The organism is Halolactibacillus alkaliphilus (assembly GCF_900115465.1).
GTDB lineage: Bacteria > Bacillota > Bacilli > Bacillales > Amphibacillaceae > Halolactibacillus > Halolactibacillus alkaliphilus.
The window spans coordinates 20,886-45,584 of sequence record NZ_FOWN01000017.1 but is presented as its reverse complement, the minus strand read 5'-3'; the positions used below and the strand labels follow the sequence as shown (position 1 = coordinate 45,584).

The following is a 24,699-nucleotide window of genomic DNA, read 5'->3' as shown; positions in this document are numbered from 1 at the left end:
ATTTCTCTAACGACGGTGGAAGATTCCATCTCAGCTTGTCCGTTAATATAAAAGGAAGCATTGTAGCCGAGGGAGTAATTTGGGCGAGAAAATAAAACAATAAAAAAACAACACTAAAATCAGTGTTGTTTAATAAGTGTTAAATGATATTCTTCTTGCCTACCGGACGAGAATTTGTGTATACATGATATATGTGGGAAATAATCGTTTTTGCGACAGCATAGCTCGGTACCGCAAAAAGTAAACCGATAAAACCAAACATCGCTCCGGCTGCTAAAATAACTGTAATTACAGTTAATGGGTGTAAATTGAGTGCTTTCCCCATCACATTAGGTGAAATGAAGTTACTCTCAATTTGTTGGGCAACAATCATAATAACAGCAGTCCAGACACCAATCATCGGATCTTGGAAAAAGCCGATAATAACAGCTGGCACAGCAGAAATCCATGGTCCGATAAAAGGAATGAGGTTCATAAAGAGCCCAAACAAAGCGAGGACCAAAGCATAATTTAAACCGACAAAATAATACCCAATTAAAAGCAAGACACCAACACATAAACTGACAATGACTTGACCTTGAATAAATGAACTTAATGTTTTATTGATGTTGTGCAGTAATGTCTCAATACTTTTTGCTTTTTTCTCGCTAAAAAACTGGGTGATAAATGGTATCAATTTCTTTCCATCCTTCAACATAAAAAATAAGAAGAATGGAATCATAATAAATGAGAATAAAAAGCTAAAAAGAGAACTAATCATTGAAAATAAACTACCAAACACTTGATTTGCGTAAGTATCTAAATTATCAATCACATTTTGAATTGAGTCCTCAAAGGCAGCGGGTAAGTATTCTTGACGATTTTGCCATAACTCCCATACCTCTTCGACCCACACGGCAATAGCAGGCACATTTTCAATGAGCTTGGCGGTTTGTTCTTGTAATGGTGGTACAAGGAACAGACTGATCAAGTAGCCAAAAAGTCCAATTAATAGAAAGATAATTAAGGCACCATATACGCGCTTCACTTTATAGCGTTCTAATAAATTGACGAGTGGACTTGAAATATAAAAAAGCAGGCCTGCTCCAACGATCGGTACCGCAATGGCTGCGAGTAAAAGACCGATAGGGATAAAAATGAAATTTGTTAAGTGAACGAGGTAAATGAGTGTAAAAGTTAATATTAAGTAAATCAATATCCGAAATGGTTTTTGATGTGTCATAAAGTTCCCTCCATAATAAATACAATATGTATGCTCATTTATCATACCATATTTTTTCTTTTTTTCGGTAAAATACCGTATGAAAAATGAATAAAAGAACACGCATAAGCAGCGTGCTCTTTTGATGGATGTAGAGATTTTGTTATATTGGCTAAGCTTCTTTTCTTAATTTAAGTAATGCTAAATACAGTGGTGGAATCAATGTCAGTGTTAAAAGTGTCGCAAAGAAAATACCATAGACAATCGCAACGGCAAGAGGTTTAAATAACACATCACCTGTAATGATTACCGGAATAAGCGCCGCCATAGACGTTAACGTTGTTAGTAATATTGGTTTTAACCGTAAACGTCCCGCTTCCATAAAGGCTTCTTTTAGCGATGGATAATTCTCGCGATTTTGTTCGATAAACTCAATTAATAAAATCGCATTACGAACAATGACACCACTTAAGGCCACAATTCCAAGGACGCCGAGGAAGCTTAGTGGTTCCCCTGAAATGAAAAGACCAACAACTGCCCCGCTTAACGCCAGCACAATTGTAAAACTGATCAATAGTGGTGTTGAAAGGGAATTAAACTGAATAGCGAGTGTCGTGTAGATTAAAAATAGCACGACAAGAAATAGCTTCCCTACTTCTAAGAAGAACTCCGTTTGCGTATCTTGCTCTCCTGACTCCGTCAGTGTAAATCCGTCAGGTAAATCCTTTCTTACCTGGTCAATCATAGGGGTAATATCACCGTCTCCTGTTGTATAAACATCAAATGAGACAAAGCGCTGGCCGTTTAAACGGTTGATGGCACTAACTTGTTCACGCTCTGCTTTTGTCACAAACGTATCAAGCGATACGATTGTTGGCATTGGGCTCGCCTCTGAAAAACTGGCTAACTCAATATTTTCTAGGGCAAGACGCTGAGCGTCACCGTCATTGTATGTCAAATTAATCGGTAATCGAGTTACCCCATCGTCAAATGTTCCAAGTGGTGCACCAACAGATGCCAGTTGCATTAAGCCGGTGACTTGATTTGATGTAAAGCCATACGCGAGCATCTGTTCCTCATCAATAGAAATCTCTGTGAAAGGTTTGGTCTGTGTGTTTGATGAGACAAAGCGCACCGCACTATTTTCTGCTAACTTCTCGTTTAATATAGTAGAAGTGGAAAGTAACTCGGATAAATCGTCGCCTCTAAGCGTTAAACTGATATCAGCCGAAGCGGGAGGACCAGAAACAATCGTGTCTAATTGTAGCTTAACGTTAGGAAAAGCTTCTCTTACGTCATCTTCATAGTTACTGATAAAGTCAAGTACTTTTGTTTTATCTTGGTCAATTCGAACAACGATATGGCCTGTATTTGAGCCACTGTTTGGAATGGAAGCACCAAATATCCCGGGTAAACCTTCACCAGCATAACTTGCAGTTTCTTTAACAGCATCGCTTGAGTCCCTAAAGAAATCTTCGATCGCAATCAATGTTTGATGTGTGTCTTCAATCGGTGTTCCTGCTGGTAGTGTGGCGGTGATTGTCACCTCTTCGCGTTCAGCCGCTGGGAAAAATTCAACGGGTACGAGTAGTATAAGGCTTAAGAAGCCTGTCATAACAGCAAGTCCGGAAATAATCGTTATGACTGGACGTTTTAAACTAAACGGCACGACCTTATCGGCATATAGGTTGCTTAACTTTTCGAAAACGGGATTTAATAAACCAGCCCGTTTTTTCTTGTTTTTTGTCCGCAGCTTCTGTTCTTGATAACGGAAGGCGGGCATAAAACTAAGGGCTAACAGTGTTGAAGCTAGTACGGTAAAGACTAAGGCCAGTGGTAAACCACGGATAAAGTCACCATTGCTACCTGATAAAAATGTCAGTGGGATAAAACTAAAGACAATAAGTAACGTCGAAGTGACAATCGATACACGTACTTCTTTTACGCCGTTAATGACCCCTTCTTTTGGTGAGTCACCAAGTAAAAAGCGCCGTTCAATATTGTCATTAACAACGATCGCATCATCAACCAATATACCGATGGCGACAATAATACCAATGACTGAAATCTGATTTAAATCGACCCCGAAATAAGGAAGGGGGATGAGTCCAATAATAATCGACAACGGAATAGCTAAAGCAACGAGAATAGCTGAAGTAACAGGTAAACCTAACACCATGATTACAAGCACGGCAATTAAAGAAATAAATAAGGACGTGAGTAAACTTGAATAGACATCGTCAATGATCGTTGATTGGCTAAAATAAGACCGAAGGGTGATGTCATCACCAAAACGGGATTGAGCACGTATTTGCGCTTCTTGTAAGGGTGTTTCTAAGTTTAAAATATTGATGCCGTCATCGGCTTGGACGGTGACGGAAACGACAGCTTGACCGTCTTCGTGAATCAAGCTCGATGGTGCTTCTGTGATAATATCAATCGTTGATACATCAGCTAACGTCACATTTTCTCCATTGACTTTCGTTATAATGGTCGCCTTAAAGGCATCTAGTGTGTCGTAGGATTGAAGCGCCAATGTCCGGACCGTATCATCTGTTTGATCACTTCCAAGTGCAATGGGCTGAGTGATACGTGAAATGGTTTCAATCACTTGGTTCGGTTGCAACTGATAACGGGCCAAAAGTTCAGGTTCAAGTTCAATGCTAAGTAATTCATCGGGGAGACCACGAATATCAATTGATTTCACACCAGATATGGCCAAAAGATCGTCACTAAAGGCGTGAATGTCCTCGCGTGATAACAGCAATGTGTCGTAATGATCTGCGGCTATATGGAAGGTTTCAACATTCGATTGAATTAAATCGGTGTTAATGTTCACTGCACGTACATCACTTGGAAAGCTTGATCTCACTGCGCTCACTTTCTGATTGATGTTTTGATACAATTGGTTATCATCCGCACCCTCATCCAGAATAAGGGTAAGATTAACAAAGCCATTCAGTGAAGCGGATTGAATCTCGTTAATGCCATCAATCGTAAGTAATTCTTCCTCCAAAGGTGTCGTAATAGCCTTCTCCATAGTTTCAGGTGCGGCACCTGGATAGATGACTTGGATGGAGGCAAGGGGTTGAGTGATTTCGGGAATATCGCGTTTGGGCAATTGTATGTAGGTGAAGATACCAACAGACAACAGCAACAGAATGAAGATCCAAAGGATCTTACGGTATTTTAGTAATGTTTGCATAAGATTCATCCTTTCGTTTCTTTGAATTTTTGTAGCGCATAGGTTCGCTGTGCAAAGATTTGTGTTGTATAAGTATTGTATAACTAAAAAGCATAATTTGAAAGTTATTTGCCTCGCCATTTGGTTGTTTAATCCGATTTAAGAATATACACCCTATATTAAGAAGGGCTGTATGACAAATGTTACAATGTAAGACAAAAACATCACAATCTGAAAACAACATGTTAACAAAGGGGCTTTTGTTGTTTGCAATTTAAGAAATCGGCTATAGAGTAGGAGTGGACGTATAAAATTAAACGCAACCAGATAAGTAAAGGAAGGATATAAAAATGAAGCGAGAGTATTTTTTTGATAATGCCCGGGTGATATTGATTTTCCTCGTCGTCTTTGGCCATGTGATACAATCTTCAACAGGAGATTCTAAAGTGATGATGGCACTTTATCAATCCATTTATCTTTTCCATATGCCGGCGATGATTTTTGTGAGCGGTTATTTTGCTAAAGGTATATGGGATAAGCGGTATATCATTAACTTAATTAAAAAAATTATTTTTCCTTATATCGTGTTTCAATTGCTATATAATATGTACAACCTGTACAGTGGCGACGCAATAAAATCGGTCTTTGAACCGAATTGGTCGCTATGGTTTCTTTTAAGCCTATTTAGCTGGCATATGCTGCTAATATTTGTAAAGAAGCTACCTGCAAAAATAGGGATGATCCTTGCCGTTGGTGTTGGCCTTGGTGTAGGATATATTGATCAGATAGGTCATGTGTACAGTCTTTCTAGGACATGTGTATTTTTCCCGTTTTTTTTACTAGGCTACCATATGGATAAGGCATGGTTGTTTCATTTTATGGATAAACTGTCAGTGAAAAAAGCGAGTGTATGCATTGGGGTGGTTGTTATGTTGCACGTCAGGTTAGATTACCCAGTAAGTTTACTGTTTGGTTCTTCATCGTATCAGGACCTAGGTTATTTAGGTGAGGGGTTTGTTTATCGCTTATTGTCTTATCTAGGTGCTGTTTTGTTAACCTATCTTTTCTTTGTCATTGTGCCAAGAAGGGAAGTCACGTATTCAAAGATAGGCGAGCAGACGCTTTATGTGTATTTGCTGCATGGAGCCTTTATTCAATTGTTTCGCCGGCAAGACTGGTTTCATGTGGACGGGTTATTTACCTTAGTCATTGCCCTTTTAGTGAGTGGAGTGATTGTTTTGTTCCTATCAAGTAAGTATGTGACGACACTATTTAAGCCTGTCATAGAATTTAAGCGAGTAAAAGAAGAAGAGCTTCATCAGCTATTTAAACGGTGGAGAGCGAGGATAGATTGAAGGAGGATTTAAACATATCGAGTGTCTCAATGCTAAGTCATATGTTAAAATAAACGTAGAGAGATGAATACAAACTGAATGTAAGGGTGAACCATATGATCAACACAGATGACGTCATAAAAAAAATACAACATCAAGCAACGCTAGCTTTACAAGAAACAAGCGAAAACAAAAAAGAAGGCTATCTTTATTCTATTCAAGCTTTGACGGAGTTAGTCTTAGAGGGAAAAAGCACGCCTGGTTTAACGAGTGCTTCACCTGGTGCAACAAAAATATCGCCACATGTTGACGCGCGTGAGTTGAAAATGATGATGGGGAACATGGACCAAGCGTCTACAAAAGCTAAGACTCAGGTCGATGAGACGACAGAAGACCGTTTTGAACAAGGCAGTGGTTCTTTGTTAGATTTTTAAACTAAGAAAGCGCCAATAGGATGGATGAGCCCATTCTACTGGCGTCTTTATATACGTGATTTATTTGCTTAGATTGTCATAGAAGTTTTTAGTCGGTATTTAGCGATTAACGAATCGGGTATTCGTAATTAATTTCCTCATCAAATGTAATGTAATCAAGGTAGATGGTGAGCAATAAATAGCGCATATCTGTTTCTGTATCGCTTAAAATGATGTGATCACGTCCAGCAGCTTCAACAATCCCTTTAAAGACTTTAGCGTTCCAGCGATCGTTGTTATCAAATGTCATATACACAGTGGCAACTTTTCCGCGGTTTAAACGTAAGATATTCTCAATGTAAGACTCTTCAAGACGCAATTGCCCGTCAGGTTGTGGCCAGGGGAAGAAACCAGGATAACTAGGCCACGGTTGTAATGGTGGTTGAGTCGGTTGTTGCCATGGTTGTTGCCATTGTCCGCCAGGCCACTGGCTACTTGGCATCGGTTGCTCTGGCCAGCACTGAGGTTGTTGGAATGGCATGGGCTGCTTCATCCCTGGCATAAATGGGTGAGACATTTGTTGACGATTTTCTTCAGACATACGTAAACACTCCTTTAATTATGTTAGACACGTGGACAAACACTTGCGAGTGGCGCAAAAAAGCAATGCGACTTATACCTTCCGGTATTCCATTGACCGTACCACTGGGCAGGGCAGTCACCCTCAGGCATAAAAAACCATAAAGAACGATCCGCTGGATGAAACCTTTCGCCATTGATAACACGTCTAGCGAGTGCTTTGTCACGCTCTCGCGCTCGTTGATAAAAGTAGCCTTTTTGAGTGGCTTCGAATCCTCCTGGGGACTGAAAAACCATATCTCGGATCGAACGTAATTGTCTAAAGTCTAAGCAGTCGCTAATGACCCGATTAATCCCTGTATTACCTACCATTAACATGCCTAAATTCCCATCGCCTTCAGCCTCTGCTCGCATTAAGCGCGCAAGTAAATTGACATCTTCTTCTGTAAAACTGACGACAGCCATTTGTTCACCTCACTTTGGTCGTGTGTCATTAATTATTTATATGCAGGCAAGTGTAAATGATGTCTTTTTTAATACATATCAAAATAGATTTCTTTTACATCTTGATCATTTTATGTAGCAGTTCATGTCACGTTAGATTAATTAACTACCGTAAAATAAGAGTAGATTATGTAAAAAAGGAGGGATAATGTGGATGTTGTCATTATTTCTAAGGTGATTGCTGGTATAAGACCTAATCCCTTTGGTATGGATAAAGGGTTTAATATTTTCAAAAAATCTTTATCAGAAAAATTTAAAGCTAACTTAGATCAAGCTTTAAAAGAAAACAGTATGGATTATAGCGTAAGCATTGATAAGACATATGCTAATATAGACAGCTTCATTCAAAATGATGCTAAGTTGGTGTTAATTTCTCCTTATGTAAAAGAGTACGTCAACGTCAATAATATAAGTGCAAATAACTATTATATATTAAGTGAGAAAGAATTTAATGATGGCTATACAAAGGATATTATTACTTTTTTAAAGCAAATAAATAATGAGCATATCTAATTATTTGTTGATATGTTAGTCCGCCAAGATGATATATGGCTTAGTAATCATTGCTACCTTTAAAGAGAGCGAATTTCTCTGAAGGTAGCAATGTTTTATTTTGTCAATCTTTAGCCAAGCAGCGCACTGCTTGCTAGGCCAACTTTATACATATAGGAACGGGATGTATAACCAAACCCGGATGTGGTAACCTTCTAATGAATGTTTAAAGTAAGGTGCTTATGTATAACTATTATTATGAAATAGCTAAGAAGACATTAAAGAAGCCAAGGGAAAATCACTAGAATTGTGAACATTTTTTTACGTGAATTAAAAGAATTTTAAGAAATAAGCTGAAACCCTTTAAATTGATACAAAAAAAGCGTATTATATATAACAGAACATTAGTTGGAGGGAATACACATGAGCAACTTATTTAATACATTACAAGATCAACTTGCAGGAAGCGCTAAGAAAATCGTCTTTCCAGAGGGTTCCGATGATCGTATTTTAGAAGCGGCAAGTAAATTAGCAGCAGAAGGAATCATCACACCTGTACTAGTAGGTAAACGAGAAGAATTAGAACAGCAAGCAGCAGAACTAAATTCAACGTTAAACAATGTAGAGGTTGTTAATCCGGAAGATTATTATGATTTTGATGCGATGGTAGAAAGCTTTGTAGAACGACGTAAAGGCAAAGCGACAGTTGAGCAAGCGCGTCAGATGTTAAAAGATGAAAATTATTTCGGTACGATGCTTGTCTATATGGGTAAAGCCGATGGATTAGTAAGTGGTGCTGCGCACTCAACAGCTGATACGGTTCGTCCAGCGCTTCAAATCATTAAAACTAAACCAGGTATTAAGAAAACCTCAGGTGTCTTTGTGATGGTACGTGAAGAAGAAAAGTATGTATTTGCAGATTGTGCGATCAATATTGCACCGAATAGCCAAGATCTTGCGGAAATTGCGATAGCTTCTGCCGAGACAGCGACATTATTCGATATTGATCCACGCGTTGCGATGCTAAGTTTCTCCACTAAAGGATCAGCAAAGTCTGAAGAAACTGAAAAAGTTGCTGAAGCTGTGACGATTGCCAAAGAACTAGCACCTCACTTAGTGTTAGACGGAGAGTTTCAATTTGATGCAGCCTTTGTCCCGAGTGTTGCTCAGAAAAAAGCCCCCGATTCAGAAATCCAAGGTGATGCGAATGTGTTTGTATTCCCAAGCTTAGAAGCAGGTAACATCGGCTACAAGATTGCGCAACGTCTAGGTAATTACGATGCCGTTGGCCCTATCTTACAAGGATTAAATGCACCGGTAAACGACTTATCACGTGGTTGTAATGCAGATGATGTGTACAAGCTTGCGATTATTACTGCAGCTCAAGCTTTATAAATTAATGCATGGAGTCCATTTGGCTCAAGTATTTCTTAAGAAATGCGCATATGAAAAAAGCACTGAGACTAAAAAAAAGGTCCCAGTGCTTTTTTATTGCGATCAATCATCTGTTGTTCACGTTTAATTAAAATCGCTTGTTCTTTTTCCGTTAAGTTATCTTCTTCCAGTGTAAAATGCATGGAGAGCAAATGTTTCATTCTTTTCACCATATGACTGACGTCGATCGTCTCGCCGATCAATGTTGAGAGAGACTCCATCGTCCTAGGCTCAACGTCAGGATACGTAAAACGGGTAGCGTCATTTTTTTTGCCAATCTGATAGAAAGTTTGAATCAGCTTCGCCCGTGACTGGTGATCGGGTGTCAGTGCTAAATATATTTGTACACTTAGCCCATTTTTTACGCGGCGCTGAGAGATACCAGCAAATTTTTGTCCGTTGATACTTAAGTCATAGTCACCCGGACAATAGGAACCAACCACTTCAAATGCTTTAATATCTTTTGTCCACGGCTTTAATAATTCTCGAACAAATGCCACCATCTTCTCGTAGCCTTCATTAATCGATGTCGTCTTTGCTTCGGGTAAAATAAGTGACACACTTAAAACCCCTTCATCGGCCACGACGGCCAAGCCCCCGGAATTTCTAACAACCGTTTTGTATCCTGCTTGTTCAAGATAGGTTAAAGCCTCCGTTAAATAGGGTAACTTCGTATCAGCAATCCCTAAAATCACGTACGGATGGTGTCGCCACAAGCGCACGGTTGGTTTTGAGTGCTCAATGGTTTCAATTAAGCTATCATCAATCGCGAATGATTGGTACGGCAGAATATCTGACTGGGTATCATCAATAAAGCGAAGGGTATCATTAGGGAAAATCGTTGTCCATTGTTTCATCTTATCACCTCAATATTCAATCTTAACTATTATACGAAAAATCAAGGATTTAAGCGAATTGTTCGCTTTGTTTTCGCGTGAAATGTGCAAGATATGCTATACTGAAGGAAATTATCCCATCATTTTTCGGAAATGGTTTTACACATACTTATTTTTATACGATATATTAGAGAAGAAGTCACGTAACATGAAATAAACTAGACGTATTTTTACCAGAAGGGGGCGATTTATATGAGTTATCGCTGCGAACAGCTGCAAGAAGAGAAGGTGTTTAAAGATCCAGTCCACCGTTATATCCACGTCAGGTATCGGGTGATTTGGGATTTAATTGGAACGAAGGAATTTCAACGCCTCCGTCGCATTAAGCAACTTGGCACGAGTTACTTAACTTTTCACGGGGCAGAACACTCACGTTTTAATCACTCACTCGGTGTTTATGAACTTGTTCGTCGAATTACTGAGAATTTCACCGGTCGAAAAGAGTGGAGTGAGGACCAACGTTTACTTGCCTTAACCGCAAGTTTACTTCATGATTTAGGTCATGGACCGTTCTCGCACTCATTTGAGAAGGTGTTTGATCTTGATCACGAACAATTTACTCAAGCCATTATATTAGGTGACACCGAAGTGCATCATGTTTTAAAGAAAGTGTCGGATACATTTCCAGAACAAGTAGCTGCAGTTATTAATAAAACACATGAAGATCAACTGGTCGTTAGTTTGATTTCAAGTCAGATCGATGCGGACCGGATGGATTATTTACTGCGGGATGCTTATTTTACTGGAGTCAGCTACGGTCAATTTGATTTGGAGCGCTTGCTTAGAGTGATGCGCCCAAAAAAAGACCAGGTTGTTATCAAACAAACAGGGATGCACGCGGTGGAGGATTATATTTTGAGTCGTTACCAAATGCATTGGCAAGTGTATTTTCACCCAGTAAGCCGTTCGGCAGAAGTATTATTATCCCGTATTTTGCACCGGGTAAAAGAGCTGTATCAAGCGGGGTATCAGTTTAGACAAACGCCTGATCACTTCTTGTCATTTTTTAAAGGTGACGTATCGCTAGAGGACTATATCCGTTTAGATGAAACGATTGTGATGTATTATTTCCAACAATGGAAAGAGGAGACCGATTACATCTTACACGATTTATGTGATCGTTTTGTGAATCGTAAGCTATTTAAGTTTGTGTCACATCATACCGATTTTGAGGCGAAAGATTGGCAGACGCTCTATCAAGCTTTTGAGGCTGTTGGCCTTGACCCGACATATTATTTAGTTGAAGACTCAACGTCTGATTTGCCTTATGACTTTTACCGGCCAGGTGAATCAAATGAACGCGTCCCCATCTATCTTTTGACGCCTGAAGATGAATTGGTTGAGCTCTCTCGTTTATCAACGATTGTTGATGCAATTTCAGGTAAAACACGGTCTGATCATAAGTTGTTTTATCCACGAGATGAGATTGAAAAACTAACACCTTCAAAAGAGAAAGATGCGATAGTAACATTACTCAAATTAAATCAACGCTAAAAAACAGGTAAGACGATGAAGTACATCGTCTTACCTGTTTTCTTGCTTTCTTTCTTAAATAATAAGAGGTTCTTACTGATATCCTGGTGACTTATAGGCGTTATCAAAATAATGGCTAAATTCACTGTCCTCTTTATACAGTTTGTTCCACTGTTTTGTTGGGGCGAGGATGTGTTCATCAATCATCGGATTAACTAAGCTTAATGCCTGTGTATCGATAATTTCTACTATTCGCTTATGTTGTTTTAAGGCATTCTCAAAACTGAATTCGATTTCTGAAAGTAGGCGAATCCGGTTATAGTGTGTACTTAGTCGTGTAATAGCTCCCCAGACATGTTCTTTTTTAACGCCTTTAAAGATAAGGTAGTGAAACTCCTTGTCGAGCTCGTGAAATTGTTGTTCTGTTCCTTGTTGTTTAAATAACTGTTCTTGTCGCATCAGACTAATTTTCAACTCGGTTAAAATATCTTCAGGAAAATCTTCACACGCTAATTTTAATAGTTCACGCTCAAGCGTCGCCCGTGTGAAAACCGCCTCTTCCACCAGTTGGGGTTGAATTTTAGAAACATAAGTCCCTACTTGAGGTGTGACTTCGACAAGGTACTCCTCCTTTAATTTAGCAATCACTTCACGAATCGGTGTGCGTGAAATACCTAGTTGTTCAGCGATCTCCACTTCACTGATTGGTTGTCCTGGTTCTAATTCTAATGTCATAATGGCTTGTTTGACGGTGCGATAGGCAAAATCCCGATTGTTCTCACCGGATGTACGTTCTAAAATGGTCATCATTATGCAGTATCCTCTCTTTTGTTATCTAGTATACAAGTTTTGGTTAGTAAATAGATAAATACGTAATACTAGTATTCTATTGTTTTTCTGTCTAATTATCAAGCGATTACTTGTAACGTATCTATTTTATCTTGTTTAAAAACTAAGTGTTTATCTTGTCTCTACGCTGCTTTAAAATGAACAGAGGTCTTGTTTTATCAAAAAATAATTACTTTTTTTAAAAAAAGACTAGTCAAAACCACAAAAGGATGCTAGTATACTAGTACATAAGGTAACGCTTTCAATAAATAATTCATACAAAGAGGAGATTTAAAGATGAAAATGGATAATGATCAGCATCGTATTGTAGCGGAAGCACAAGCAAATCAATTATCAGAAAAAGAAAGTAAGTATCGACGTGCGAAAATATGGCAGATGGGATTCTTTGCGGCAAATAATACAGCAACAAACATATTTATGTTTTTGATGATGAATGTAGCTTATTTTGCGACAGGTCCTATTGGTTTGGGTACGGTAGTCGTATCGACATTAATTACTGGTTCACGTATCTTTGACGGTATTACAGATCCTATTATTGGTCTATGGATTGATAAGACCGATGGTAAATATGGAAAGTTTAGACCGTTTATGGTATTGGGTTATGTGGTGATGACGGTTGCTGTGTTGCTTATCTTCTTTACCAATCAACACGCACCAGAAAGTTTACGTTTGGTTTATTTCATTCTTCTTTATATGTTATATATTATCGGTTATACATTCCAAACAGCTGTGACTAAATCAGGTCAATCAGTTATTACAACTGATCCGTCACAACGCCCACTATTTTCAACGTTCGATATTACGTTAACGTCTATTCTCTTTGCGGCAGCACCGATATATTTATCGAGCTACTTAGTTCCTAAATATGGTGGATTTACTGCCAATACGGAAGCGTTATTCCATGAGTTTGCCCTTACTTTTATAGCGATATCGGGTGTGTTCACCTTATTGGCGATTATTGGGATCTGGTCCAGTGATATCTCTGAGAATTTTGGTACGGGTCAAACGGTAAAAATTACGTTTAAAGATATGATCGCGATTTTAAAAAGAAACCGTGCCTTACAGATGCTTATTGTTGCGGCATCAACCGATAAACTTGGTCAACAAGTAGCAACGAACTCAATTGTTATGGTCGTTATTTTTGGTGTTATTATTGGTGATTTTTCTCTTTATGGTACATTAGCTGGGATTATGATGATTCCGAATATTATCCTCGTTTTATTTGGGACAGGATTTGCGGCTAAATTCGGTACGAAAAAAGGCTATATCGTTTCAACGTGGCTAGCGATGTTTGCGTTTACAACGATGTTTTTACTGCTTTGGTTAGGTGAGCCTTCTCAGATTCGTTTAGGTAACTGGAACTTCATGACTATTGCATTTTTAGTAGCTTACGTTTTTGGTACGGGTGTAAGAACGCTTTCAGGTGGATTAGTTATTCCGATGATTCCTGATGTGACAGATTATGAAACATATTTAACGGGGCGCTATGCACCTGGGGTTATGGGAACGATTTTCTCATTCGTTGATAAGATGATTTCATCATTAGCTCAAACGTTAATCGGTGTATTGCTTGCGGTCATTGGTTTTAGAGAAGTGTTCCCGGATGTAGATACACCTTATAGTGATAGCTTGTTCTGGGTAGGTGTCTTCTTATTTATTGGTACGTTAATGATTGCTTGGATTATTTCTTTAGTCGCGATGAAGTTTTATCCGCTTTCTAAAGATAAAATGAAGGAAGTCCAAGACGAACTTCAAAAGCGTCGTGAAGAAAATTTGGCAAGTAAATAGTGTAACACACCCTACAACCGCTCATTTTGTGGTTGTGGGGTTTTTTGTTGTTTTTACTGTCAGGGCGAAAGAGAAAGGTAACGTGAAATCAAGTGAAATTGATAAAAAAAGAGTTGTCAAACGTTTTAATGTATGCTAGTATACAACTTATAACGAAAGCGTTATCTTATGTGAATGATGTGATAGAGGTATTGCATTGAAAAGGGACTTAGGGCAAGGTAAATGTTGAAAGGAACGGTTTTTAAAAGTGTTCATACATAAGGGCGCCACCCAGTTTAAATGTACATCGTTACATAGTGAAGCCTACGATCGAACATAAGCGATGAACAGTGGAAATAGCCCAGTAGCTAAAATGGCAACATAACTAAAGTAATGATTACAAACGTTGAGGAGTGTATAGTATGGGGAAATTAGTTGATTTAACGAAAAAACCTTATCAATTATCAGAAAGTCAAATACAGTGGGTAGAAGATACAATTAAGGGTATGACAGACAGGGAAAAAGTCGGTCAATTATTTACTAACCTATTTTTCTTTGGTGAAGATGCTTTTAGTGGCAATGCACTTACTAATGAAGAGATATTAAATAAGTACCATATTGGTGGTGCTCGTTACATGGGTGCTGAAAGTAGTAAAGTACAGGCGCTGATTAATGACTTACAAAGTAAATCAAAGATTCCGTTACTCGTCGCTGCTAATTGTGACTCAGGAGGAAATGGGGCTTGTCAAGACGGCACTTATATTGCCTCAGGTGCCCAAGCAGAAGCTGCTCGAGATACATCTGTTGCTTATAATGCCGGTTATGTGTCTGGTCGCGAAGCGACAGCACTAGGTGTAAACGTTAACTTTGACCCTTGCGTTGATATATTAGAGAACTGGCGTAACACAATTGTTAATACCCGTGCTTATGGCACACATGCAGCTGACGTCATTACCTACACTGATGCTTACTTAAAAGGCTTAACACAGTCCGAAATCATCCAATGTATTAAACACTGGCCAGGTGACGGGACAGAAGAACGTGATCAACACCTTGTTCTTGGTGTGAATGAATTATCCGTTGATGAATGGGAAGATTCATTTGGGCGGGTTTATCGTCACCATATTAATGAAGGTGTGGAAATGATTATGGCGGGTCACATTGCTTTACCGGCGTATCAAAAAGCACTTAACCCAGCTTTAAAGGATGAAGATATTTTACCTGCGACACTTTCAGAAGAATTGACACAAGGATTGTTAAAAGAAACGTTGGACTTTAACGGAATGGTCATTACTGATGCGTCACATATGCTTGGTATGACAGCGGCAATGCGTCGTGAGGACTATGTACCGCGTGCGATTCAAGCAGGTTGTGACATGTTCTTGTTCTTTAATGATTTAGAAGAAGATTTTAACTTTATGTTAAAAGGATACCACGAAGGTGTGATTACAGAAGAGCGTATGACCGATGCCCTGCGCCGAATCTTAGGGTTGAAAGCTAAATTAAACTTACATGAAAAAAGGCAAGCGGGTACGTTGTTAAGAGATAAAGAAGCTTTAGCGGTTATTGGCTCAGACGAACACCTTAAGATGCGTGAGGATGCGGCGGATAAAGGGATTACGTTAGTAAAAGACACACAAGGGAACTTACCGATTAGTCCCAAAACACATAAACGTATTCGCCTTTACGTTTTAGAAGGTGAAAAAGGTGGGATTCAATCAACGGGTGTAAATGCAGGAGATACAGTAAAGGCAGAACTTGAAAAGCGCGGGTATGATGTCACAATTAATGATGGCTCAACGCGCGTAAAAGGAAAAACGCTTAAGTACCGAGAGGACGTCGATTTGGCACTTGTTATTGCGAATGTGATTGGATACGGGGCGCAAAATAATTACCGTATTCAGTGGAAGACGGCGATGTCTAATGAAGTGCCTTGGTATGTATATGAAGTCCCAACCGTGTTTGCTTCGCTGAACTTCACGACCCACTTACACGATGCGACGATGGTGAAAACCTTCATTAATGCGTATCACGAAAATGAAGAAAACATTAAACAACTGATTGATAAGTTGGAAGGAAAGTCAACGTTTAAAGGTGTGCCAAATGATAATGTCTGGGCGAATAAGTGGCAAGCAAAGCTTTAAAAATATAGGATAAAGCTTGCGGCAGTTAACGAAAAAGCGTCTTTGATTAAAGGTATATTTATTATTTGAATAAATAACGTAAGTTTTTAAAGGGAAATGTCAGGCGTATCTATTGAAAACGGTTTATATGTATGCTAGTATACAAGTATCGATAAGAAACATAACTCAATCAACTACATTCCAGTAAAGTGAGGTTAGGCAAATGACTTTAACGAAACATGAAACGTTAAAAGAGATGCACGAGGCGTATTTAGTTGCTGTCGTGCGGGGAACATCGGCAGAAGATGCGATTAACATTGGCAAAAAGGTATATGAAGGTGGTATTAAATCACTTGAAATCACCTTTTCAACACCAGGTGCTGAGCGTGCGATTGAAGCCCTTAGTGCACTAGGGATCGAGGATATGATTGTCGGAGCAGGTACTGTCCTAGACGGTGAAACGGCAAGGATTGCGATTTTATACGGAGCGAAATATGTGGTGAGTCCACACTTCAACAAAGACATCGCAACAGTATGTAACCGCTACAGTATTCCTTACTTACCAGGTTGTGGTTCAATCACTGAAGTAATGAGCGCGCTAGAATCAGGTGTGGATGTTGTAAAGCTTTTCCCAGGTTCTTTACTTGGACCTGGCTTCATTAAAGATGTGAAAGGACCAATTCCACACGCAGAGATGATGCCATCGGGCGGTGTCTCAATTGATAACTTACATGAGTGGGTAGAAAAAGGCGCTTATGCTGTTGGAATTGGAAGTGCACTAACAAAAGACGTGCAAGCGGGCAACTATGATAGTGTCGCTTTAGTGGCGCGTCAATTCGTTGATCGATTAAATGAGGTAAGAAAATAAGGCTAAGTAGAAAGGATGAGACCGATGGCATTTATTCATGATGACTTTATGTTAAAAAATGAAACGGCCAAGCGTTTATACCACTCGTTTGCAGAAGTGTTGCCAATTATTGATTATCACTGTCACCTTTCACCAGAAGAGATAGCCACAGATAAACAATTTAAAAATATTACGGAGCTTTGGCTTGCGGGTGACCACTACAAATGGCGTGCCCTTCGGGCAAGCGGTGTAGATGAGTACTACATCACGGGTGAAGCAGAAGATAAAGAAAAGTTTTTAAAATGGGCAGAGACGGTGCCGCAAACATTGGGAAATCCTCTCTACCACTGGACACATTTAGAACTTAAGAAATACTTTGGTATTGAGACGTTGTTAGGACCAGACACAGCAGAAGAGATTTGGGAAGAAGCGAATCGCTATTTAAGTCAACCCGACTTTAGCGCGAGGAACCTTATTAAGCAATCAAACGTCGTGTTAATCAATACAACGGACGATCCGACAGATGACCTTAGGTTTCATAAACAACTACAAACAGAAGGATTTGAGGTTAAGGTGCTGCCAACCTTTAGGCCAGACAAGGGCGTGGAAATAAACCACCCAACATTCCTTACGTTTGTTGAGTCACTTAGTGAAGTGACAGGAAAAGCTCTACATGATTACGACACCTATATGGATGCGTTACTGGAACGGGTGGACTATTTTCATCAAGTAGGTGGTCGCCTAGCTGATCACGGTCTTGGTACGGTTCCTTACGCAACGTATACACGTGATGACGTTAGGCGAACATTTAAGAAAGCACTGACTGGTGAAACAGTATCGTTATATGAAGAAGAACAATTTAAAACCGCGGTAATCAACACGCTCGCCAAAGCTTATACTGAACGCGGTTGGGTCATGCAGATTCACTTCGGTGCGATTCGCAACAACAACACAAAAATGTTTGAACAACTCGGGCCAGATAGTGGCTTTGACTCAATCAATGACCAGGCGAACGTAGCTTTGAAGTTAAATGGCTTACTCAACAGCTGTGAAGTCATGGGGCATTTACCAAAAACCATTCTTTATAACTTAAATGCAACATACAACGATATCGTTGGGACGACGATGCAAAACTTCCAAACTGAAGCCGGTATTAAAGGTAAAATTCAATTCGGTTCTGGTTGGTGGTTTAACGACACGAAATATGGGATGGAGCGTCAGTTAAAGTCACTTAGTGAAGCGGGCTTATTAATGCACTTTGTTGGGATGTTGACGGATTCACGTAGCTTTATATCCTATAGTCGCCATGAGTACTTCCGCCGCATACTCTGTAACCTTGTTGGTGAATGGGTAGAAGACGGAGAAGTACCAAATGACGATACACTTTTACAACCGTTGATAGAAAACATTTGCTATTACAACGCGAAACGGTATTTTAACTTATAGATCAACACATAACTTATAAAACAAAGGGGTAAAAAATATGGAAATGACATTTCGTTGGTACGGTAAAGAAGATCCAGTTACTTTAGAAAAGATTCGCCAAATTCCAGGAATGAAAGGTATTGTTACAGCTATTTATGACATTCCAGTTGGGGAAGTTTGGCCACTTGATAAAATTCAAACGTTAAAAGCGGAGATTGAAAAGCACGGCTTAGAATTATCTGTGATTGAAAGTGTGCCGGTACATGAAGACATTAAAATCGGGTTACCGACACGTGAGAAGTATATTGAAAATTATAAAACAACCATTAAGAACTTAGGTGAAGCAGGTATTCCGGTTGTTTGTTATAACTTTATGCCTGTCTTTGATTGGACACGCTCATCACTTGATTATGAATTAGAAGACGGTTCAACAGCGCTTATCTTCGAAGAAGATGTGATTGAAAAGATGGATCCCTTAACAGGTGAGTTATCGTTACCAGGTTGGGATTCAAGCTATGAAATTGAAGAATTACAAACATTGTTTGATCACTATAAACAGGTTGATCATGAGAAATTATGGGAAAATATTGGTTACTTTATTAAAGAAATCATGCCCGTGGCTGAAGCAAGTGGTGTGAAGATGGCGATTCACCCAGATGATCCACCATTTGATATCTTTGGTTTACCACGTATTATAACGAATAAAGAAAATCTCGAGCGCTTCATTAATCTTTACGACTCACCAAACAATGGCTTAACGATGTGCAGTGGTTCACTAGGTGCAGTCCCTGAAAATGATTTCCCTGATATGTTGCGTTACTTCGGTAAAAAGAACCGCGTGAACTTTGTCCACGCACGTAACGTGAAGTTATCTGGTACGCGCTCATTCCAAGAATCACCACATTTATCTGAAACAGGCTCAATCGATATGTACGAAGTCATTCGTGCTATGAAAGACTTTGATTACACGGGGCCGATTCGTCCAGATCACGGTCGGATGATTTGGGGCGAAACAGGTAAACCGGGTTACGGTCTTTATGACCGCGCGCTAGGTGCGACTTACCTGAACGGTCTATGGGAAGCTGAGAATAAGCGTCGCAAGTATTAATATGTGTACATGCACAATCATGTAGGATGCAAAACGAAGGCGTTTAATGGCGAACAACCTAAAAACTAAAACATACCTATTCTAGCTGTTTTATGCATACCACTTTCCTAAAAAATTTAGTATAAATTAAGAAAAGACACATCTAAACGTCTATAGAAAAAGCGTCACTCATGATTGTGCTGTCTATAAAAGGATTCATACTTAATCGCGCGTAAGAGATGGAGCGCGTAAAATAAACAATGCACGTGACAAAGATTATGACAACTAAGGGAGGAAATAAAGATGAAAGAACACAAATTTGATTTATCTGGTAAAGTAGCCGCCGTTACTGGTGGTGGCGGTGTCCTCGGGAGCTATTTCTGTAAAGCATTAGCTGAAGCAGGCGCAAATGTTGTCGTGATGGACTTACAAGAAGAAGCAGCGAATAAGATCGCAGAAGAAATTGTCGCAGACGGTGGTAAAGCGATAGGTGTTGCGGCAAATGTCCTTGACGTTGACTCACTTAAAACAGCCAAAGCTAAAATCGATGACGTCTATGGCGGTGTCGATATTCTCCTCAACGGTGCGGGTGGAAACAATCCTAAAGGGACATCGGATGATGAGTTTTACGATAAAGAAGCTAAAAAAGCGAATCCAGAACTTAAAACATTCTTTGATTTAGATCCTAAAGGGATTGGCTTTGTGATGGACCTCAATTTCTTAGGTACATTGTTACCATCACAAGTGTTCGGTAAAGACATGGCTGAGCGTAAAGATGCGACGATTATTAACGTGTCATCGATGAACGCTTTCACGCCACTGACAAAAATTCCTGCATACTCTGGTGGTAAAGCAGCTGTCAGTAACTTCACAGAGTGGTTAGCGACATATATGTCTAAAGCAGGCGTACGTGTCAACGCGATTGCTCCAGGGTTTTTAGTGACTAAACAAAATGAAAAATTACTATTAAATGAAGATGGTTCCTATACTGCACGTTCACAAAAAATTATTAATGCAACACCAATGGAGCGCTTTGGTGACCCAGAAGAATTAATTGGTGCGGTGCTGTTTTTAGCTGATGCACAGTATTCAAGTTTTGTCTCAGGTGTTGTTTTACCAATCGATGGTGGCTTCCATGCCTACTCAGGTGTGTAATTAAAGGGTAACGTATTTAACAAAAAAATACCGACGGGGTTATCACTTGTGATAGCCCTGTTTTAAAACAAAGGGGTAACAATAATGAACACACATTTAGTTGATTTTCACAAAAAGCACAACGTACTCGTATGTGTTGATTCTGACGGCTGTGCCATGGATACGATGGATGTCAAACATATCGAATGTTTCGGTCCGAAAATAATTGAGGTGTTTGGCTTAGAGAAAATGAAAGGTGAATTCCTCGATTTGTGGAATGAATTAAATCTGTATTCAATGACACGAGGAATTAATCGTTTTAAAGGGCTCGTTTTATCGTTTGATGTGGCGGCTGAGCGCGGCATGGATGTCGTCCCGTTTAAGGCGTTAAAGAAATGGACCGAAGAAACATCGGAACTTTCAAACCGAGCTTTAGCTAAAAGTTATGAAGAAACAGGGGAAGAAGAACTTGCTTTAGGGTTGTTGTGGAGTGAGAAAGTAAATGAAGCGATTGGGAAACTGTCAGATGTGGATAAGCCGTTTGATGGGGTAAAAGAGGGGTTGGCTCTTGTCAGTCAAGAGGCAGATGTTGCGATCGTCTCTAGTGCAAACACCAAGGCTGTGCTTGAAGAATGGACCCGTCACGGTTTAGATGAGTATGTCGATATCTTGCTTGGGCAAGAAGCGGGTTCTAAAGCAAAATGTATTGATGACTTACGTGACTTTAATTACCGAGAAAACCAGATCGTGATGGTAGGTGATGCACCAGGTGACTTGGATGCAGCGAAGAAAAACGGTGTACACTTCTATCCTATTATTGTCGGTCAAGAAGAGATGAGTTGGAATCGTCTGAGACAAGAAGCATTCCCACGTCTTCTTTCAGGAGCTTTTGATGATGCGTATCAAGAGAAGCTTATTGATGAATTCCATGAAGCACTTTCATCTAGATAATTCGTAACAATGATAAAAGTTACACCTTAGGGTTAAAAAGAACTCACGCCATAAACTCAGCTAGAATGACTTGAATAACGGATGAAGTCCTAAGGAGGGGCGTTTAAGTGAATAAACGCGATAACAGGGTCAATAATCAGGAGTCAGATCCAGGACTTGACAGCACAGACACCACTGTCCCTTTAAATCACGTCATTTAAGTGGGAAGTATGACATTTCATTGTTGTGTAAAGAAGACGTTATCGTGTTACCTAAAACCAATTTTGTCACCTGAATTGACCTTGGTATTGCAGACTTAGGGATTCTTTCTGATGGTCAAAAGATATATAACACTAAACTTACGTCAAAGATGGCAAAGAGACTAAAAAGTGAACAACGATAATTGTCAAGACGAGCATTATTAGCTAAAAAGAAAGAAATCTATGTACTGATTTTCTGAATAAGTTGAGTACAGGCATTATCAACAATCACGATATAATCTGTATAGAGGACTTAAAATGAAAATATATGTTGTGTGCTCTAGTGAAAAAATGAATCAGATACTTAAATAGTTATCCGCAAAATAATCAAAAGAAAAAAGGTTATTTCCCGATTTATTACCCCATCGGGGAGACTTAATTACTGATTAGTGATGGAGTAGTTAAGATCAAAATCAAGATCTTAACTTCAAAACGTATTATACGAGGAGATGATTGTATGCGAGAAGTGATAAATTTTAATGAGGATTGGCTATTTGAAAAAGGCATTGATGATGAGGCGCAGTTTTTTGATCCTGTTGTTGTAAACTTACCTCATACATGGAATGCGGTAGACGGTGCCAATGGTTTTGATTTTTATCGTGCTAAAAGTCGTTACAGTAAAACATTGGTTGTCAATGATTTATATAAAGACCGTCGTGTCATAATTGAATGTCAAGGCGCTAACAGTGTCACCGATGTATTAGTAAACGGTCAACATGTCGGAAGACATGAAGGAGGCTATTCGACGTTTCGTTTTGATGTGACGGATGAGATTACGTTTAATGCAGAGAATGAGATTGTTTTTGAAGTAGACAATCGGCACCGTGAAGACATTTACCCTTTAATGGCAGACTTTACTTTCTACGGTGGCATTTACAGAGAGGTCTCTATTCTCTTAGTAGAAGATCTTCACTTTGATAGATTAGATTATGGTTCAAACGGTAACTATTTGTTTCAAGAAAACGTCACTGACGAATCAGCATTGATACGGCTTGATACGCGCATTGTCAATGAAAAGGACGAGACCAAGTTTGCGCGCTTATGGCTTGATGTATTAGATGGCGAAGGACATAACGTCTATAGTCGCGGTAAAGAACTGACGTTACCTACAGGTGTGACGACAGACACGCTAAGTTTTAATATTGATAACCCTATCCTGTGGAATGGAATGAAAGACCCGCATCTTTATCAAGTTAGTGTGCGTTTAGAAACTTTCAACGATGTTGTTGATGAAGTGATTTTACCACTTGGTTTACGTTACTATCACGTCGATCCAAACGAAGGCTTCTTCTTAAATGGTGAGAAATACCCATTACGAGGCGTTTCCAGACACCAGGACCGCAAAGATAAAGGGTGGGCGATAACGGAGAAGGAACATGATGAAGATATGGCACTGATTCGTGAAGTGGGTGCGAACACGATTCGTCTAGCACACTATCAACATGATCAATATTTCTATGATTTATGTGACCGATACGGTATCATTACTTGGGCAGAAACGCCGTTTATCTCAAGAATGTCTAAGACAGATGAGTCAGGTGCAAATGCGAAGTTACAAATGATTGAGCTTATTCGTCAAAATCTCCATCACCCATCGATTTGTTTCTGGGGGATTCAAAATGAAATTCAAATTGGTGGGGATAAACAAGCGGTTAGAGATTTAGTCCGTGAATTGAATCAACTGACTAAACAAGAAGATCCTACCCGTCTAACAACGATGGCCAATGTGATGTTTGTTGAAAATGATGATCCGTATAATCAGGAGACCGATCTTATTGGGTACAACAAGTATTATGGGTGGTATGTTGGTGAAGCTGAAGAATTTGCGCCGTTTTTAGATGCCTTCCATAAAGACAATCCAGACATTCCACTGGGTATAAGTGAGTACGGTGCAGAAGGTATTATCAGATACCATAACCTTGATCCGAAAGTAAAAGACTACTCAGAAGCATATCACGCGCTTTATCATGAAAAAGTGTATAAAATCTTCCATGAGCGTCCGTATCTTTGGTCGACCTTTGTTTGGAACATGTTTGACTTTGGCGCCAATATACGTGATGAAGGTGGCGTGAAAGGCCGAAACAATAAGGGATTAGTAACATATGATCGTAAGATCAAAAAAGATGCATTTTATCTTTATCAAGCATATTGGCGTGAAGATGCGGTTTTACACTTAACGGGTAAACGTTATATAAACCGTGAAGGCGATGTTACAGAGTTTAAAGTCTACACGAATGAAGACAGTGTCACCCTTTATCTTAACAACGCTAAACTTGAAACAAAAAAAGTGTATGATAGACATGTTGTGTTTAAAGATATTCAGTTATCAAGTGGTTCAAATAAAGTCAGTGTTGTCTCATCTTCAGGTAAGACGGACACCGGTTACTTTGAAAAAGTAGCTGAGATCGATCCCCGTTTTAAAGCGCCGGCGAAAGACGAAGGTGGTCTAGTGGCCAACTGGTTCGATATGCCAGACGACGAGGATGCAGATACGCCACTAGAGGAGATAACAATCTCAGATGACGTCTATTCTACACGAGAGACGTTAGAAACTCTCATTGAGCACACACAAACCCGAGAGATTATCTTTAAGTACTTTGGTGACGTAACAAAAGCACCTGTGTATGAGACGATATCATCAATGAAAGTCGATACACTCGCAAGTATGGATTCAGACACGCTTAATCCGCGTGTATTGAATAAGTTGAATCAAGCCTTAACGAAAGTTAAGAAATAATCAGGAAGTAACACCTTAATGAGCTTCAAG

At 39.4% G+C, this 24,699-nt stretch carries 19 protein-coding genes; 13 read left to right on the top strand and 6 right to left on the bottom strand.

Annotated elements, in window-relative coordinates; all coding sequences use genetic code 11:
- Positions 1 to 139 precede the first annotated feature (139 nt).
- Both BM163_RS08295 and BM163_RS08290 read right to left on the bottom strand, forming a co-directional pair.
- On the bottom strand, positions 140 to 1,222 hold the full coding sequence (locus BM163_RS08295) for an AI-2E family transporter (RefSeq protein ID WP_089802066.1): 1,083 nt from the start codon (positions 1,220 to 1,222) through the stop codon (positions 140 to 142).
- A gap of 151 nt (positions 1,223 to 1,373) precedes the next feature.
- Entirely contained in the window at positions 1,374 to 4,406 is a 3,033-nt protein-coding gene (locus BM163_RS08290; RefSeq protein ID WP_170243691.1) for an efflux RND transporter permease subunit, read from the bottom strand.
- A 329-nt stretch (positions 4,407 to 4,735) separates the two neighbouring features.
- On the opposite strand from BM163_RS08290, the gene BM163_RS08285 reads away from it, so the two are divergent.
- Both BM163_RS08285 and BM163_RS08280 read left to right on the top strand, forming a co-directional pair.
- A complete protein-coding gene (locus tag BM163_RS08285; RefSeq protein WP_089802062.1) occupies positions 4,736 to 5,740 on the top strand; it encodes an acyltransferase family protein in 1,005 nt (334 codons plus the stop codon).
- Between the two features lie 95 nt (positions 5,741 to 5,835).
- A complete protein-coding gene (locus BM163_RS08280; RefSeq protein WP_089802060.1) occupies positions 5,836 to 6,153 on the top strand; it encodes a DUF5327 family protein in 318 nt (105 codons plus the stop codon).
- Between the two features lie 106 nt (positions 6,154 to 6,259).
- Here BM163_RS08280 and gerQ read toward each other — a convergent pair whose 3' ends face one another.
- Together gerQ and BM163_RS08270 are read right to left on the bottom strand one after the other, a co-directional pair.
- Positions 6,260 to 6,733 carry a spore coat protein GerQ gene (gerQ, locus tag BM163_RS08275; RefSeq protein WP_089802057.1) on the bottom strand — a complete coding sequence of 158 codons (474 nt, stop codon included), beginning with the start codon at positions 6,731 to 6,733 and terminating at the stop codon, positions 6,260 to 6,262.
- A gap of 23 nt (positions 6,734 to 6,756) precedes the next feature.
- Positions 6,757 to 7,176: a cell wall hydrolase gene (locus BM163_RS08270; RefSeq protein WP_089802055.1), complete on the bottom strand. Its 420-nt coding sequence runs from the start codon at positions 7,174 to 7,176 to the stop codon at positions 6,757 to 6,759.
- A 189-nt stretch (positions 7,177 to 7,365) separates the two neighbouring features.
- On the opposite strand from BM163_RS08270, the gene BM163_RS08265 reads away from it, so the two are divergent.
- Both BM163_RS08265 and pta read left to right on the top strand, forming a co-directional pair.
- A complete protein-coding gene (locus BM163_RS08265) occupies positions 7,366 to 7,728 on the top strand; it encodes a hypothetical protein (RefSeq protein WP_218029757.1) in 363 nt (120 codons plus the stop codon).
- A gap of 402 nt (positions 7,729 to 8,130) precedes the next feature.
- The gene (gene pta, locus BM163_RS08260; RefSeq protein ID WP_089802053.1) at positions 8,131 to 9,102 is read left to right on the top strand and encodes a phosphate acetyltransferase; all 972 of its coding nucleotides are present in this window, start codon (positions 8,131 to 8,133) and stop codon (positions 9,100 to 9,102) included.
- A 68-nt stretch (positions 9,103 to 9,170) separates the two neighbouring features.
- Here pta and BM163_RS08255 read toward each other — a convergent pair whose 3' ends face one another.
- On the bottom strand, positions 9,171 to 9,998 hold the full coding sequence (locus BM163_RS08255) for a lipoate--protein ligase family protein (RefSeq protein ID WP_089802051.1): 828 nt from the start codon (positions 9,996 to 9,998) through the stop codon (positions 9,171 to 9,173).
- Positions 9,999 to 10,229: 231 nt separating this feature from the next.
- Between BM163_RS08255 and BM163_RS08250 the strand changes: the two genes are divergently transcribed.
- Positions 10,230 to 11,531: an HD domain-containing protein gene (locus BM163_RS08250; RefSeq protein ID WP_089802049.1), complete on the top strand. Its 1,302-nt coding sequence runs from the start codon at positions 10,230 to 10,232 to the stop codon at positions 11,529 to 11,531.
- A 72-nt stretch (positions 11,532 to 11,603) separates the two neighbouring features.
- On the opposite strand, the gene BM163_RS08245 is transcribed toward BM163_RS08250, so the two are convergent.
- Positions 11,604 to 12,320: a GntR family transcriptional regulator gene (locus BM163_RS08245; RefSeq protein ID WP_089802047.1), complete on the bottom strand. Its 717-nt coding sequence runs from the start codon at positions 12,318 to 12,320 to the stop codon at positions 11,604 to 11,606.
- Between the two features lie 315 nt (positions 12,321 to 12,635).
- Between BM163_RS08245 and BM163_RS08240 the strand changes: the two genes are divergently transcribed.
- The 8 genes from BM163_RS08240 (at position 12,636) to BM163_RS08200 (ending at position 24,669) form a co-directional block, all read left to right on the top strand.
- Entirely contained in the window at positions 12,636 to 14,147 is a 1,512-nt protein-coding gene (locus tag BM163_RS08240) for an MFS transporter (RefSeq protein WP_218029756.1), read from the top strand.
- 401 nt (positions 14,148 to 14,548) lie between these two features.
- Complete coding sequence (locus BM163_RS08235) at positions 14,549 to 16,270, top strand: glycoside hydrolase family 3 protein (RefSeq protein ID WP_089802046.1); 1,722 nt, start codon at positions 14,549 to 14,551, stop codon at positions 16,268 to 16,270.
- A gap of 202 nt (positions 16,271 to 16,472) precedes the next feature.
- Positions 16,473 to 17,117, top strand: coding sequence for a bifunctional 2-keto-4-hydroxyglutarate aldolase/2-keto-3-deoxy-6-phosphogluconate aldolase (locus BM163_RS08230; protein WP_089802044.1), 645 nt, complete (start codon positions 16,473 to 16,475; stop codon positions 17,115 to 17,117).
- Positions 17,118 to 17,141: 24 nt separating this feature from the next.
- Positions 17,142 to 18,542, top strand: a complete 1,401-nt coding sequence (uxaC, locus tag BM163_RS08225; protein ID WP_089802043.1) for a glucuronate isomerase — start codon at positions 17,142 to 17,144, stop codon at positions 18,540 to 18,542.
- 37 nt (positions 18,543 to 18,579) lie between these two features.
- Positions 18,580 to 19,629, top strand: a complete 1,050-nt coding sequence (uxuA, locus tag BM163_RS08220; protein ID WP_089802041.1) for a mannonate dehydratase — start codon at positions 18,580 to 18,582, stop codon at positions 19,627 to 19,629.
- A gap of 282 nt (positions 19,630 to 19,911) precedes the next feature.
- Complete coding sequence (locus tag BM163_RS08215; protein ID WP_089802039.1) at positions 19,912 to 20,763, top strand: SDR family oxidoreductase; 852 nt, start codon at positions 19,912 to 19,914, stop codon at positions 20,761 to 20,763.
- An 84-nt stretch (positions 20,764 to 20,847) separates the two neighbouring features.
- Positions 20,848 to 21,693 (top strand): HAD family hydrolase, encoded by an 846-nt coding sequence (locus BM163_RS08210; RefSeq protein WP_089802037.1) that lies wholly within the window; start codon positions 20,848 to 20,850, stop codon positions 21,691 to 21,693.
- Between the two features lie 696 nt (positions 21,694 to 22,389).
- Positions 22,390 to 24,669: a glycoside hydrolase family 2 protein gene (locus tag BM163_RS08200; RefSeq protein ID WP_089802035.1), complete on the top strand. Its 2,280-nt coding sequence runs from the start codon at positions 22,390 to 22,392 to the stop codon at positions 24,667 to 24,669.
- The last annotated feature ends 30 nt before the right edge of the window (positions 24,670 to 24,699 follow it).